Below are 13,907 nucleotides of genomic sequence, written 5' to 3' on the forward strand. Positions count from 1 at the left end.
GGCTGTCGGCGCGGGTGCTGCTGGATGAGCCAGACGTGGGAAGGACGAGATTGACGAACCCAACGGGACACCTGTCGAGGCCCACTCTCAGTGACGGCATCCGGGACGGTCTGGTCGAGATGATCGTGTCGGGCCGCCTGCGGGCGGGTGAGCGGCTGGTCGAGACGAGGATCGCGGCCGATTTCGGGACGAGCCAGGCCCCCGTACGGGAAGCGTTGCGCGAGCTCGAAGGACTGGGCCTCGTCGAGAGCCGCCCCCGTCGTGGCCGGCACGTGTTGCCGTTCGTCGAGCAGACCATTCGGGAGGCGTACGTGGTGCGGGCCGCTCTGGAAGAGACGGCCACGCGGCTGGCGATGCTCAGCGGGAAGCTGCCGCTGGAGGCGATGCGCGAGGACGTCGCCGAGATGCGCCGGTGCGCGGCCGCCGGTGACGTGCGCGCGATCGGGCTGGCCAGCACCAGCTTCCACCGTCACGTGGTGCGGGCCGGCCGCAACTTCCTGCTCGAGCGGGCCTGGGAGGCGTTGCAGATCGAGGCCCGGACGGCGATCGCCCTGATGGTGCTCAAACCGGACCTGACCCACGTGGCCGACGAACACGCCGACCTGCTGACCGTCCTCGAAACCGGCGACGTGGAGGCGGCGTGCCTGCACACGCGGTCGCACCAATGGGCCTACGCCGACCTGCCCCACGACATGCACGGCGCCGCCCGGACGATCCGCTTCCCCACCGAGACCGCTGCGCAGACCTGACGTCCGACCGGGAGGATGCCGCCGCCCATGGCGAGGGTCAGTGCCTAACGGAAGGGAAGACGCCGCGCGGGAAGGGGTTCGCACACCGCCTCGGAAGGCGCTTCGCACGCCGCGCGCAACAGGCAGATCCCACACCGTGCGCGAAGGCAGCTCGCGCGGCGCGCGGGAAAGCAGTTCGCGCGGCGCGCGGGAAAGCAGTTCGCGCGGCGCGCGGGAAAGCAGTTCGCGCGGCGCGCGGGAAGGCAGTTCGCGCGCCGTATGGGAGGACTGTCGACACACTTAGCAGGCAGGGCGGTTCGCACGCCGTTAAGGAATCAGCTCGCACACCACGGCCAATGGGTGGTTCGCACGCCGCGCGCAACAGCAGTTCGCACTCCACAATCGCTAAAGCGTCCTAGGAACCTAGTTTGCAAGTGTCTCTCAACGTGAGGCGATCACATGACGCCGCACGGTGAGGCGGGAGGGTTGGACGACACCCGCGGCGAGAGCGGGACGGGCGGACGCCACCCCACGCGAGGCGGAGCGGCGCGCGAGGGCAGAAGAGGGCGCGCGAGGGCGGAAGGAGTGGCGCGAGGACGGAAGGCGACGCGCGAGCAGGAGGAGAGCGCGAGGACGGAAGGAGTAGCACGAGCGCGGAAGGAGTAGCACGAGCGCGGAAGGAGTAGCACGAGCGCGGAAGGCGACGCGAGCAGGAGGAGAGCGCAAGGACGGAAGGAGTAGCGCGAGGACGGAAGGAGTAGCGCGAGCGCGGAAGGCGACGCGAGCAGGAGGAGAGCGCGAGGACGGAAGGAGTAGCGCGAGGGTGCAAGGCGACGCGCGCGGGCGGAAGGAGATGCGCGACGGTGGAAGGGCGGCGCGAGGACAGCACGGGGGCACGGGGCGCGAGGGTGGGAGGGGTGGGGTGGTAGCCCGACGCCGTACGGGAAAGCGGTTGCCTGTTGGCGGCGGCCGAAGGTGTTGAAAAATCGATGTTGATGACTCGGTTGCTGGCGCTGAGCTGCCGGGTTACCGTTCGGGAGCGCTCCCACACCGGACGTCCCCTTCGGAAGGAAGCACCTTGTCCCCCATTACTCCCCGCCGCTCTGTTCTTGCGGTGTCGGTTGCTTGCGCCACGGTTGCTGTTGGGCTGGCCGCCGGCTCTGGCACCGCCTCGGCCGGCACGCTCTCCGGCACCCTCTACCGTGACCCCGACACCGCCGTTGCCCGGTGGGTGGCGGCCAACCCCGGCGATTCGCGTACGGCGCTGATCAGCTCTCGGATCGCGAGTCAGCCCGCCTCCCGCTGGCTGTCCAACTTCAACCTGAGCACCGTCCAGTCCGAAGTCTCCACGTACGTCGGTGCGGCCGCCGGCGCGGGGCAGGTTCCGGCGCTCACCGTCTATGGCATCCCCAACCGGGACTGCGGCGGCGCCAGCGCGGGCGGCGCGCCCGACCTGACCCAGTACCAGACCTGGATCGGTGGGATCGCCCGCGGGCTGGGTGGCCGCACCACGCTGATCCTGCTCGAACCCGACTCGATCGCGCTCCAGACCTGCCTCAGCGCCAGTGAGATCAGCGCCCGCAACCAGGCCCTGGCCACCGCCACCCGCACCCTCAAGGCGGCGGGGGCCAAGGTCTATCTGGACGGTGGGCACTCGGCCTGGAACGCCGGATCGGAACAGGCCCGCCGGCTGGTCAACGCGGGAGTCGCCGACGCCGACGGCTTCTATACCAACGCCTCGAACTTCCAGTCGACTGGGAACGAGACCACGTTCGGGCGGTCGGTGCTGAGTGCGCTGTCGGGCTCCGGCGTCACCGGCAAACGGCAGGTCATCGACACCAGCCGGAACGGTGGCGCGGCCGGCGACTGGTGCGGCGACGACAACACGGACCGGCGGATCGGGCGCTACCCGACGCTCGACACCGGCGACGCGAACATCGACGCCTTCCTGTGGATCAAGCCGCCGGGCGAGGCGGACGGGTGCGCGTACGCGGCCGGTTCGTTCCAGCCCAGCCTGGCCGCGAGCCTGGCCACCGGCGCCGCGAACCCGCCCACGACGACCCCGCCCACCACTCCCCCGACAACACCGCCCACCACGCCGCCGACGGCCCCGCCCACTACTCCTCCGACGACTCCGCCGACCACCAACCCTCCGGCGGGCGCGTGCGGCGCGGCCTACACCACGTCGAGCTCGTGGCAGGGCGGCTTCCAGGGCCAGGTGACGGTCAAGGCCGGCGGCAGCGCGATCAGCAGCTGGTCGGTCTCGTGGACCCTGGCCTCCGGACAGTCGGTGAGCCAGGTCTGGGGCGGCACACTCTCGGTGAACGGTTCGACGGTCACCGTGCGCAACGCCGCCTGGAACGGCTCACTCCAGCCCGGCGCGACGGCCGAGTTCGGTTTCATCGCCTCGGGCCCGGCCGGCGCATCCGGCCTCACCTGCACGGCCTGACGGCTCAGCGAGCCCGCGCAACCTGACGAAGTCAGCGAACCCGCACAACCTGACGGATCAGCGAGCCTACGCAAGCTGACGAATCAGCGAGCCTACGCAAGCTGACGAAAGCAGCGAGCCAGAACGGCACGACGGCGGCCCGGTAGCGGAGACGCGGCCGGGTCGCCGTCGTGCCGGATCAGTAAGCAGGCACGTCGGCCCACACCACCCCGGGTCGCCGCCCCAGCCCCGCACTAGCGAACCGGCAGGCTGACGCGCCGGCCCATGCCCACCTTCGCGGCGTCGGTGACGGTCACCATGGCGTACGCGCCGGACGGCACGCCCTCCCGGGTCGCCACCCGCGACGCCGCCTTGAGGAGCGTCCGCTCGTTGGCCCCGGCGATGAAGAAGACGTACTCGTCGCCGACCTCCTCGCCGTCCTCGACCTCTTCGAGGCGAAGTTCGTCCTCCAGGTCGATCAGGAAGTCGCCGACATCGTCGATCCACTCGTCATCCGCGGTCACCGGGAAGTGGATCTCCACCATCACTGCCATGCCGATGATGATTCAGCACCGGCCGCCGCCGGCCGCAGCTAGGGTCGGGGCCGAGGCGCGGCGAGGCCCCGGGGTCGGGCCCTCCAAACCCGCTCAGTACGCCAGGTTGAGGTGTGCCCGGTGGTGGTCGCCCGTCTCGATCAGGTCGAGGAGACCGGTCGCGTAGTCCATCCCTGAGATCGCGCCCCCGCCGTCGGGAGTCAGGGCGACGTCGTCACCGACCCGGTATTCGCCCCGCCGCTCCCCCGGCGCGTGCGCACCGAACCCGCCGGCCGGGCTGACGAACACCCAGTCCAGCGACGGCGGAGACGCGGGCAGCTCGTCGGTGATCAGCGCCGCGGCGGCGACGATCTCGTCGTGGAACGCGGCCGGGGCGTGGTTCAGGTCCTCCACGAACCGCGGGGCCCCGGGCGCCGGACGCAGCGACGAGAACCCGCCGACCACGTACAGGCGGGCCCCGGCCGCGTCGGCGAGACGCCCGATCGTGCGGTAGGCGTCACGGAACGCGGTTCCGGCGAGCTCACCACGCGGAGCGAGCGCACCCACCACCACATCCGCGCCGGAGACGACCGATGCCAGCGCGGCCTCGTCCGCGGCGTCGCCCTGGACGTAGGTCACGGCGGGGACCCGTACGGAGGGAACCGAACGACTGAACGCGGTGACCTCGTGACCGCGAGAGGCGGCCTCGGCGACGACGGCCGATCCGGCGTAACCGGTGCCGCCGATGACAACGATGCGGGACATGGGGTGCCCCTTCCTGGAGAGAATTCCGCGACCCGCGACCGGGCCGACTCGGTTACCGTAAGAGAGCAACTACCCGTCGGGAAGAAGGCACTTCTTGGAAACCAACGCACTCGGGAACCCGTATCAGGCCGGCTGTGCGACCCGTCGCATCCTCGATCGGATCGGCGACCGGTGGACCGTGCTGGTCGTGGGCGTGCTCGGCGAGGGCGACGCCCGCTTCTCCGAGCTGCGGCGGCGCATCGACGGTGTCTCGCAGAAGATGCTGACCCAGACGCTGCGGGGCCTCGAACGTGACGGGCTGGTCCGCCGCACGGTCTACCCCGAGGTGCCGGTGCGTGTCGAATACTCGCTCACCGTCGCCGGCCGTACGCTCCTCGAGCCGCTCCGCGCCCTGCAGAAGTGGTCGATCGAGCACCTCGGCGACGTAGCGACGTCCCAGGACGCCTATGACCGACGCGAGCAGGACGCGAGCGACCGGCGCGAACTCAGCGCCGCCACGCCTCGCGCACGTTGACCAGCAGCACACCGGCCGCGGCGGCGAACAGCACGAACGCCACGATGTAGCGCCCCTCGAACCACAACACCACCATCAGGGCGATGGCCGCCGCCGCGAGCAGCAGACGCAACAGAACGGCCAGGAACTTTCCCCGTACGAGGCCTTCCACGCACAGCAGCCCGAGGAGCCAGACGACGGCGAGGTCGAACCCGCCGGTCGCCAATGGCGAGATCGCCAAGCCCCCGGCCACCAGGATGAGCGGGGTGCTCAGCACGGCCCACCACGACCGCAGCCGGCCCCGGAAACCGATCGCCGCCTCCATCGGCAGTCGCCGGTGCATCAGATGGGCGTGCGGCGGCTGAGTGACGGTTTCGGCCATGACCGTACGGGCCTGTTCGTCGGCCAGCCGCGTGCGTTCCATCCGCAGGCCGAGGAGCCGGCGTTCCTCCTGGTGCAGCGCCCGCACCTCGGGCGACGCGACGGGCAGACCGGCCGCGGCCAGGGCCAGCTCCCGCTTGACCCGGGTGATCTCGGTGTCGAGCGCTACCAGCCGGTCGTCGTTCTCGCGCCGGCGCTGCTCGACCAGGGCGCGCTCGGCCTCGGGGCTCGGCGCGACCTTGGCCAGGCCGGCCCAGCCCACCGGGTCGGCCCACGACTGGCGGGCGGTGCCGTCGCGCTCGTACCGCGGGCCGGCCGGTCCCCGTTCACCGCCGAGCCGGTCGCGCGTGTCGCGGCCCCACAGGCCCCGGAAATCCCGTACCCAATCGGTGTCGTCGCCGATCACCACCGCGCGCCACGCCTCGGGCTGTCCGGGGCCGACCGCCCGGCCGTCACCCCGGGCGTAGTCGACGTACGGGATCCCGACCCCCTGACGGCTCTCGGCCGCCCACGGCGCGAACAGCCGGGCCGACCAGCGCAACGCACCGACGACACCCCGCAACGACGGCGGCCGTACGGTGATCAGGTAGTCCCCCGGCAGGTAGGCGCCCGAGTGTGAGCCGGCCCCGACGTAGACGACCGGGTGCCGCCCGTCGACCAGAGTCAGGTCGGGGTCGTCCCAGCGCCGCCGCAGGTCGTCACCGATCTCGTCGTGCGCCGAGAAGACGACCCAGCGGGGCGGCGGCAGTTCGCCGGGCCCGGTCTCGCCCGTACCGTCCAGATAGATCGTGACCTGCTCCCAGTCGGCCTCGTGCTCGTTGACCCCGCCGAACGCCGACCGCCAGTTGTTGAAGCTGTAGAAGTACCAGTACTGGCAGACGATCCACGGGTCGTCGCGCAGCACCCGGCCGTAGTAGATCGGCCGTTCCGGTTCGAGGTGGTCGCGCTGCAGCAGGAACGAGTGGGCCGCGCTGCCGCCCGGCACCCGCCCCCGGAAGAGCAGCGAGATCCGGTTGGCGGTGTCGATGAACCGCGCCATCAGCCCGACCGAGGCCAGCCGGCTCGACCGCCGCAGGTGGGCCGGGCGTTCCCGCAGCGGGATGTGGGCCGTGCCGAGGCGCCCGTGCCCGTTGCCGATCCCCGACAGCGACAGTTGCAGGCCCTGCGCGGGCCCTCCGGCCCCGGCCAGCCCGTCGAGGGTCAGCCCGCCCGGCGCCACCTGCTGCACCGGGCTCTCCCCGGCTTCCAGGCGCCAGAGCCCGGCCCGGTTGACGTACCGCTCGGCCGAGACCGGGAAGAAGTATTCGCCCTGCGTGAAGCGGGCCGCCGGCTCGTAGGCGCGCAGCAGGCGCAGATCATCCTCAGTCCCCACGTCGGCACGCTACCGCTCGCGTCCGCCGGCGCCGGGGATAGGTTGGGGGTCATGGAATACCGCACTCTCGGGCGCAGCGGATGCGCCGTCTCCTCGCTCTGCCTGGGCACCATGACCTTCGGCAACGAATCCGACGAGAAGGTCTCCCACGCGCAGCTCGACCGGTTCGCCGAGGCCGGCGGCACGTTCGTGGACACCGCCGACGTCTACTCGGCCGGTGAGTCGGAACTGATCATCGGCCGCTGGCTGGCGTCGCGGCCGGCCGACGTCACCGACGCCGTGGTGCTCGCCACCAAGGGCCGGTTCCCGATGGCGTCCGACCCCAACGGCGCCGGGTTGTCGGCCCGCCACCTGACCCGCGCGCTCGACGCCTCGCTGACCCGGCTCGGCGTCGACGCGGTCGACCTCTATCAGGCCCACGCGTGGGACCCGATCACCCCGCTGGAAGAGACCCTGCGCACCCTGGACGGTTTCGTCCGGGCCGGCAAGATCCGCTACTACGGGTTCTCCAACTTCACCGGCTGGCAGCTGACCAAGGCGGTGTCGCTGGCCCGCGAGCTGGGACTGACCGGCCCGGTCAGCCTCCAGCCGCAGTACAACCTGCTGGTCCGCGAGATCGAGTACGAGATCGTCCCGGCCTCGCTCGACGCCGGCCTCGGCCTGCTGCCGTGGAGTCCGCTCGGCGGGGGCTGGCTGACCGGCAAATATCAGCGGGACCAGCGCCCGACCGGGGCCACGCGTCTCGGCGACAACCCGGAACGCGGCATGGAGGCCTATGACCGGCGCAACATCGCCCGTACGTGGGATGTGGTCGAAGCCGTGCAGCGGGTCGCCGAGGCCCGGGGCGTGTCGATGGCCGAGGTGGCGCTGGCCTGGGTGACCGACCGTCCCGGCGTCACGTCGACGATCCTGGGCGCCCGCACCCTCGACCAGCTGGAGGCCAACCTGAAGGCGGCCGGCCTGCACCTCACCGCCGACGAGACGAGCGCCCTCGACGAGGCCAGTGACCTGCGGCCGGGCGACTACCCGTACGGCCCGCTCGGCGTCGACCAGCGCAGCCGCACGATCTGACGCCTACAGGAACTCGCTCCGGTATTCCGGGGCCAGCTCGGCCGCGCGCCGTCGCCGTTCCGCCTGCTCTCCGGGCGAGAGCTGCGGCGGCGGCGCGTCCGGGCCCGCGATCACGTCACCGATGCGCAGGAAGTATTCGTCCTGGCCGGCCGGGGTGCACATGCAGAGCATCCGGGCCGGCGCGCCGGAGACGTTGCGGAAGTTGTGCGGCGCGTTGGCCGGGATGTTGATCGTCGACCCCGCCCGTACGGTGTGCTGCTCGCCCCGGAACGTGAACTCGATCTCGCCCTCGAGGATCGTGAACATCTCTTCGACGTCGTGCCGGTGCGGCGGCGGGCCCCCGCCGTCGGGCACGCGCATGTCGATCAGGCAGTAGCGGCCGTCGGTCTGCGCGCCGGTGATCAGCATGGCGTACATGTTGCCGACCAGCGAGACGTACGTGGTGCCGGGGTCGTCCGGGTTCGCCACGGTCAGCGAGCGGGACGGATCGTCGTCGGGGATCACGGTGGTGGGCTCCTTCACTTCTCAGACGGTGATGACGACCTTGCCGCTGGGCAGTTTCCCGGCGGCGGCGTCGGCGTGCAGGGCGGGCAGCTCGGCCAGTGGCACCCGGCGGGCGACCTCGACGCGCAGCTCACCCCGGTCGACCAGGGCCACCAGGTGCGCCAGCTGCTCGGCGTCGCTGCGGACGAACAGATCGATTCCCCGTACGCCGCGTTCCTCGTCACCGGGGGCGGGCATCCACACCGTGGTGTTGACCAGCACTCCCCCGGGCCGGATCAGGCCGGGCAACGCCGCCAGCCGCTCCGGGTCGATCGGTGCGAGGTTGAGCACCGCATCGACCGGCTCACCGACCGCCGTGGCGACATCGGCCGTCGTGTGGTCGATGACCTCGTCGGCGCCCTCGGCCATGACCCGGTCGCGACTGCGGGGCCCGGCCGTGGCGATCACGTGGGCGCCGGCCTGCTTGGCCAGCTGCACGGCGTAGCCGCCGACCGCACCGCCGGCGCCGTTGATCAGCACGCGCTGCCCGGTGGTCAGCTTGGCGTGCTCGAACAGCGCCTGCCACGCCGTGAGCCCCACCGCAGGCAGCGCCGCGGCGTCGGCGAGTTCGATGCCGGCGGGGGCGGCGGTCAGGATCCCGGCCGGGGCCAGCACGAACTCGGCCGAAGCGCCGTCGGCGGTCATCGGCAGGAACCCGATGACCCGGTCACCGACCTGGAAGCCGGTCACGCCGTCGCCGAGCGCGTCGACTGTGCCCGAGACGTCGATGCCCGGGGTGTGCGGCAGGGTCACCGGGATCGGCCCCTGCATGAAGCCGCCGCGGATATTGGCGTCGACTCCGTTGAACGAGGTCGCAGCGACCCGGACCCGCACCTGACCGGCGCCGGGAAGGGGCTGCTCGACGTCCTCGTACCGCAGGACGCCCGGATCGCCGTACTCGTGGAAACGCACTGCCTTCATGGTCCTGCTCCTCATGCTCCCGCTGTTCCGCTTCGAATTCGAAGCATCTGCGACCCAAGGTAGCCCCGCTTCGAATTCGAAGCAACACGTCGACCTGTGGCGTCAGGCACAGCAACATGGAGCCGCCCAGCAGAGCTGGAACTGACGGAAATTGCCGTGAACCTCGGGGCTTGGCGGTCCGTGTTGGCTGCGAACTCCGCTTCGGAGGCGGACACACCGCAAGCCTTGGAGGAACCATGAAGAAGTCCCGGATCATCGCCGGCGTGCTCGGCCTGACGACGGCCGCGCTGCTCGGGGGCACCGTCGCCGCGGCGCCGGCCCAGGCTGCGTCGGGTGGGGCGGGGGCCTGTGGCCTGGGTCTGCAGCCCGTCCTGCGGTTCGACGGGCTCGGGCACTACATCGTCACGGCCGGGTTCAGCGGGGCCAAGCGGGCGGTCGCCTACTCGTTCACCGAGTACATCGTGGTCAACGGCTCGGGCCGGTTGCACACCCAGCAGGGCACCCTGTTCTTCCGGTCCAGCCTGACCAAGCGGGTCATCGGCACCCTTCCGGCCGGCGGGCCCACCACCGTCGAGGTGGTGCTGGGCGGCTTCTACCGGGTGGCGGGCAACCCGATTCCCTGCCTCGTGACCGGCAGCGCCGCCGGAACCTATACCTAGGGAATCCTGGCCTCGATCGGCGTGGGGGCGCGCCTGACGGTCAGCACGGCTGCGGTGCCGAGCAGGCCGCTCAGGCCGGCCACCGTGGCCGGAGTCAGGCCGGCCTGCACGGCGGCGCCCGCCGCGAGGAAGGCGAGGCCCTGGCCGACCAGCAGGCCCGAGGAAGCCACGCCCATTGCGCGACCGCGGAACTCCGGGGCCACCCGGCGGACGAAGACGGCGTTGAGCGGGACGATGAAGGAGGCTCCGGCGCCGGCCAGCACGAGCAACAGCAGCACCACGGGCAGGCCGGGGTGGGCGAGGGCGGGGGTCAGCGCCAGAGTGGACAGCAGCGCGGCCGGGCGCAGCAGGCGCTCCCGGGTTTCCGGGGTCACCACGCGGGTGAACACGATCGCGCCGAGCAGGAAGCCGACGCAGGGCGCGGCCAGCAACAGACCGGCCGCGGCCGGGCCACCGCCCAACGTGACCGCATAGGGATAGGCGATCGCCTCGGGCGCGAACGAGAAGGCACTGGCCACCCATACCAGCGCCAGACACGTCCGCAGCCATGGATCGGCCAGGATGTAACGGAAACCGTCCCGGGTCTGGGCCAGCAGACCCTCCGGCGAACCCTCGGGCAACGCGGCCGGGCGATGCACGATGCCGGCCGCGATCAGCAGGGCCGACAGCACGAACGTCACCGCATTGCCCAGCAACGACCAGACCGGGCCGACCGCCGCGACGATCACACCGCCGGCCACGAACCCGAACAACTGGCCCAACTGCGAGGTGATGTTGCTCAGGCCGTTGCCGGCGATATACGCCTCGCCGGGCAGTACCTCCGGCATGATCGCCGCGCGGGCCGCCACGAACGGGGGCGAGAACAGGTGGGCCGCATACAGCAGGACGATCGCCACCCACAGCGGCAGGCCGGGCACGGCCACCAACGCGATGAGGGCCGCCCGGGCGATGTCACATCCGATCAGCACGGCGCGGCGGGGCAACCGGTCCGCGTACGTGGAAAGGATCGGACCCCCGAAAACGCCGGGCAGCCACGCACTCGCGTACGCGATCGCCGAGAGCAGCGCCGAATCCGTCCGGTCGAAGACGAGAACGGCCACGGCAACTGCCGCCACCTGGTCACCCAGATACGACAGGACCTGACCCGCGTACAGGAAACGGAATTCCCGGAAGCCGAAAAGCTCGCGATACGTCGCCATGATGGGTGGCGCCGCCCGACGTCCCGGGCGGCGCCGTTTCCCCTAACCCCAGGTCGCCCCGCGGCGGCCCCAGGTGGCACCCTTGCTGTTCGTGCTCATGCCGGACTCCCTTCCCTGACATCAGGTCGGGATCGACGATCTCTCACGAACCCTGCGGAATTCCTGCGGCCAGCCGCTCCCGCACGTCGGCCGCGTTGGGGTGGCCCAGGTCCTCGTAGATGCCGAGCGCCTCGCGCCACACCGCCGCCGCCTTCGCGTCGCGTCCGCAGGCCCGGTGGGTGTCGCCCAGGTGGACCAGGGTGTCGGCCACCCAGTAGCGGTCGCCGACCTGCCGGTACAGCCGCAGCGCGGTCTCGTAACAGTCGACCGCGGTGTCGTACTCCCCCAGGCCGTGCCGGATGAAGCCGAGGCTGTCCCAGACGGCGGCCCGGTTGTCGACGTCGCCGCTGTCGCCGTAGAGCGCCAGGGCCTGCTCGCAGGCCTCCAGCGCGCCGGTGAAGTCGCCGAGCTGGGCGCGGTAGAAGCCGATGGTGTTGAGCGTGTTGGCGGTGCCGTAGTCCGAGATCTCCAGGGCCCGCTCGGCGTGGGCCAGGGCGTCCCGCATCCGGCCCTGCCGTTCGCACAGGATCGCCATCTCGTGGTGCACGCTGGACTGTCCCGCACGGTCGCCGGCCCGGTCGTAGTGGTCGAGCGCCAGCCGGTAGTTCCGATCGGCCTCGGCCGCGCGCTCGAGCAGGGTCCAGGCTCGGGCCAACCGTCCGTACGCGTAAGCCCGCGCCCGCTCGTCGCCGACCGTGGCCAGCGCCGCCTCCCACACGGTGACCAGGTCGTGCCACGGGCCCTGCCGGTAGAGGAAGGTGTCGAGGGTCCACGCCAGCTGCCAGGCCCGGTCACCACCGGTGTGCGTGGCCCAGGCGAGCAGCACGGCCCGTTCCGCGGCGAACCAGCGCATCGCCGTCTCGGCGTCCGGCACCGGGCGCGCCGGCTCGATCGGCAGGATCGGGGCGAGCCGGGTCGGTGCCAGCAGCATCGCCGCCGCGACCGCGGTGCCGAGATAGTGGTCGAGCAATCGGGTCTCGGCCTCGTCCCGCGCGTCCAGATCAAGTTCCAGTTCTTGCGCGTACGCCTTCATGAGGTCGTGCACGAGGTATCGACCGGGTGCGTGCTCGGTGATCAGGCTCGCGCGCACCAGCTCGGACAGCTGCCCGGCCGAACCCACCGCGGCGGCCGCGAAGTCGGGGCCCGGATGGAGGCCGATCAGCCGGAACAACCGCGCCGCGGCCGGCGTCAGCGCCTCGTACGACCAGGAGAACACCGCCCGTACGTCCGTGTCGGGGGTGTCGCCGGCCAGCGTGGACCACCGCTCCCGCGTGCCGGCCAGGCCCTCGGCCAGCGCCGCCAGACCGAGCTCGGGCTGCATGACGGCGTGCGCGACGGCCAGCGTGAGCGCCAGCGGCAGCCGCGCGCACAACCCGATGATGGCGTCCCCGGCCGCCGGATCGGTCGCCGTCCGGTCCGCGCCGAGCCGCCGGTCCAGCAGCTCCTGGGCCTCGCCGGGGCTGAGCACGTCGAGCCGCACCGGGGTCGCGCCGTCCGCGGCGACCAGCCCGGTCAGCTGGTTGCGGCTGGTCACGATCGTCACGCAGGAACCCGCGCCGGGCAGCAGGGGACGCACCTGGTCGCTGTCGCGGGCGTTGTCGAGCACCAGCACCAGCCTCTTGCCGGCCAGCCGGCTGCGTAGCAGCGCCGACTGGGCGTCGGCCTCGGCCGGGATGCGCGGCGCCGGTACGCCGAGCGCACCGAGGAAGCCGCGGACCGCCTCTCCCGGTTCCATCGCCGACCGCTGCGGCCCGAATCCGCGCAGGTCGACATAGAGCTGGCCGTCGGGGAAGCGGGCGGCCGCGCGGTGCGCCCAGTGCACCGCGAGGGCGGTCTTCCCCACGCCGGCCGATCCGCCGATGACGGCCAGCGAGGAGACCTTGTCGAGGGCGGTGAGCGCCTCGGCCCGGCCCGCGAAGCCGGTCACGTCGGCCGGCAACTGGGCCGGCACCGGTTCGAACGGGACCGTAGCCACGGTGCCGTTGCTGGTCAGGATGGTGGCGTACGCGGCCTGGGTGGCCGGGGCGGGATCGGCGCCCAGCTCGTCGGCGAGGCGGCGGCGCAACGCCGCGTATTGGCCGAGCGCGTCGGCGGTGCGGCCGATCGTGTGCAGGGCCCGCATCAGCACGACCGCGACCGGCTCGACCAGCGGCTGCTCCTGCGTGATGGCGCCGAGCGGCCCGATCACCGAAGCCGGGTCACCCGACTCCAGCTCGGCCTCGGCCCAGGCCACGACGGCGAGCAGACGTTCGCGGTCCCAGGCGGCGCGCATCGCGGCCGCCCAGTCACCGGCCAGCCCGGCCAGCGGCTCGCCGCGCCACAGCCGTACGGCCGAACGCAGCCGCTCGACGTCACCGTGCGCCTTCCCGGTGAGCTCGCGGAACCGCAACAGGTCGACCCCGTCGGCGGGCAGGTCGATCAGGTAACCGCCGGACCGGCGGATCAGCGCGTCCCGGCCGCCGCGTCGCAGCGCACCCCGCACCCGGGCCAGATGGGACTGCAGGGTGTGCCGGGCCCGGGCCGGGGCCGACTCGCCCCAGACCCGGTCGATCAGCGTCTCGGCGGTCACCACCCGGCCCGCCTCACAGGCGAGGGCGGCCAGCACCGCGCGCTGACGGGGCTCCCCGATCGGCAGCTGTCGATCACCGGCCCACAGCTCGACCGGCCCCAGCAGACGTACCTCAAGATCCAGCGACATCGATCCTCGATCTTGGA

General features: G+C 71.9%; 12 protein-coding genes. 5 read left to right on the forward strand and 7 right to left on the reverse strand.

Annotation, left to right across the window (positions count from 1 at the left end; translation table 11 throughout):
• The first annotated feature begins 50 nt into the window (after positions 1-50).
• Positions 51-749, forward strand: a complete 699-nt coding sequence (locus tag JIG36_RS35330; protein WP_203380768.1) for a GntR family transcriptional regulator — start codon at positions 51-53, stop codon at positions 747-749.
• 1,093 nt (positions 750-1,842) lie between these two features.
• Entirely contained in the window at positions 1,843-3,177 is a 1,335-nt protein-coding gene (locus tag JIG36_RS35335; RefSeq protein ID WP_307873040.1) for a glycoside hydrolase family 6 protein, read from the forward strand.
• 233 nt (positions 3,178-3,410) lie between these two features.
• On the opposite strand, the gene JIG36_RS35340 is transcribed toward JIG36_RS35335, so the two are convergent.
• Complete coding sequence (locus JIG36_RS35340; RefSeq protein WP_203380770.1) at positions 3,411-3,710, reverse strand: hypothetical protein; 300 nt, start codon at positions 3,708-3,710, stop codon at positions 3,411-3,413.
• Positions 3,711-3,803: 93 nt separating this feature from the next.
• Complete coding sequence (locus JIG36_RS35345; RefSeq protein ID WP_203380771.1) at positions 3,804-4,454, reverse strand: NAD(P)-dependent oxidoreductase; 651 nt, start codon at positions 4,452-4,454, stop codon at positions 3,804-3,806.
• 94 nt (positions 4,455-4,548) lie between these two features.
• Here JIG36_RS35345 and JIG36_RS35350 point away from each other — a divergent pair, with 94 nt between their 5' ends.
• Entirely contained in the window at positions 4,549-4,968 is a 420-nt protein-coding gene (locus JIG36_RS35350) for a winged helix-turn-helix transcriptional regulator (RefSeq protein WP_203380772.1), read from the forward strand.
• Here JIG36_RS35350 and JIG36_RS35355 read toward each other — a convergent pair.
• Complete coding sequence (locus JIG36_RS35355; RefSeq protein ID WP_203380773.1) at positions 4,940-6,700, reverse strand: hypothetical protein; 1,761 nt, start codon at positions 6,698-6,700, stop codon at positions 4,940-4,942. The genes JIG36_RS35350 and JIG36_RS35355 overlap by 29 nt on opposite strands.
• Positions 6,701-6,751: 51 nt before the next feature.
• Between JIG36_RS35355 and JIG36_RS35360 the strand changes: the two genes are divergently transcribed.
• Positions 6,752-7,771 carry an aldo/keto reductase gene (locus JIG36_RS35360; RefSeq protein ID WP_203380774.1) on the forward strand — a complete coding sequence of 340 codons (1,020 nt, stop codon included), beginning with the start codon at positions 6,752-6,754 and terminating at the stop codon, positions 7,769-7,771.
• 3 nt (positions 7,772-7,774) lie between these two features.
• On the opposite strand, the gene JIG36_RS35365 is transcribed toward JIG36_RS35360, so the two are convergent.
• Positions 7,775-8,293, reverse strand: a complete 519-nt coding sequence (locus tag JIG36_RS35365) for a cupin domain-containing protein (protein ID WP_307873041.1) — start codon at positions 8,291-8,293, stop codon at positions 7,775-7,777.
• Positions 8,294-8,296: 3 nt separating this feature from the next.
• Positions 8,297-9,235, reverse strand: coding sequence for an NADP-dependent oxidoreductase (locus JIG36_RS35370; RefSeq protein ID WP_203380775.1), 939 nt, complete (start codon positions 9,233-9,235; stop codon positions 8,297-8,299).
• 236 nt (positions 9,236-9,471) lie between these two features.
• On the opposite strand from JIG36_RS35370, the gene JIG36_RS35375 reads away from it, so the two are divergent.
• Positions 9,472-9,894, forward strand: a complete 423-nt coding sequence (locus tag JIG36_RS35375; RefSeq protein WP_203380776.1) for a hypothetical protein — start codon at positions 9,472-9,474, stop codon at positions 9,892-9,894.
• Here the strand turns inward: JIG36_RS35375 and JIG36_RS35380 are convergent.
• Both JIG36_RS35380 and JIG36_RS35385 read right to left on the reverse strand, forming a co-directional pair.
• Entirely contained in the window at positions 9,891-11,093 is a 1,203-nt protein-coding gene (locus JIG36_RS35380; protein WP_203380777.1) for an MFS transporter, read from the reverse strand. The two genes, JIG36_RS35375 and JIG36_RS35380, sit on opposite strands and share 4 nt — an antisense overlap.
• A gap of 142 nt (positions 11,094-11,235) precedes the next feature.
• A complete protein-coding gene (locus tag JIG36_RS35385; RefSeq protein ID WP_203380778.1) occupies positions 11,236-13,890 on the reverse strand; it encodes an AfsR/SARP family transcriptional regulator in 2,655 nt (884 codons plus the stop codon).
• Positions 13,891-13,907: the final 17 nt, after the last annotated feature.

It is taken from the genome of Paractinoplanes ovalisporus (genome assembly GCF_016834655.1).
Taxonomy (GTDB): domain Bacteria; phylum Actinomycetota; class Actinomycetes; order Mycobacteriales; family Micromonosporaceae; genus Actinoplanes; species Actinoplanes ovalisporus.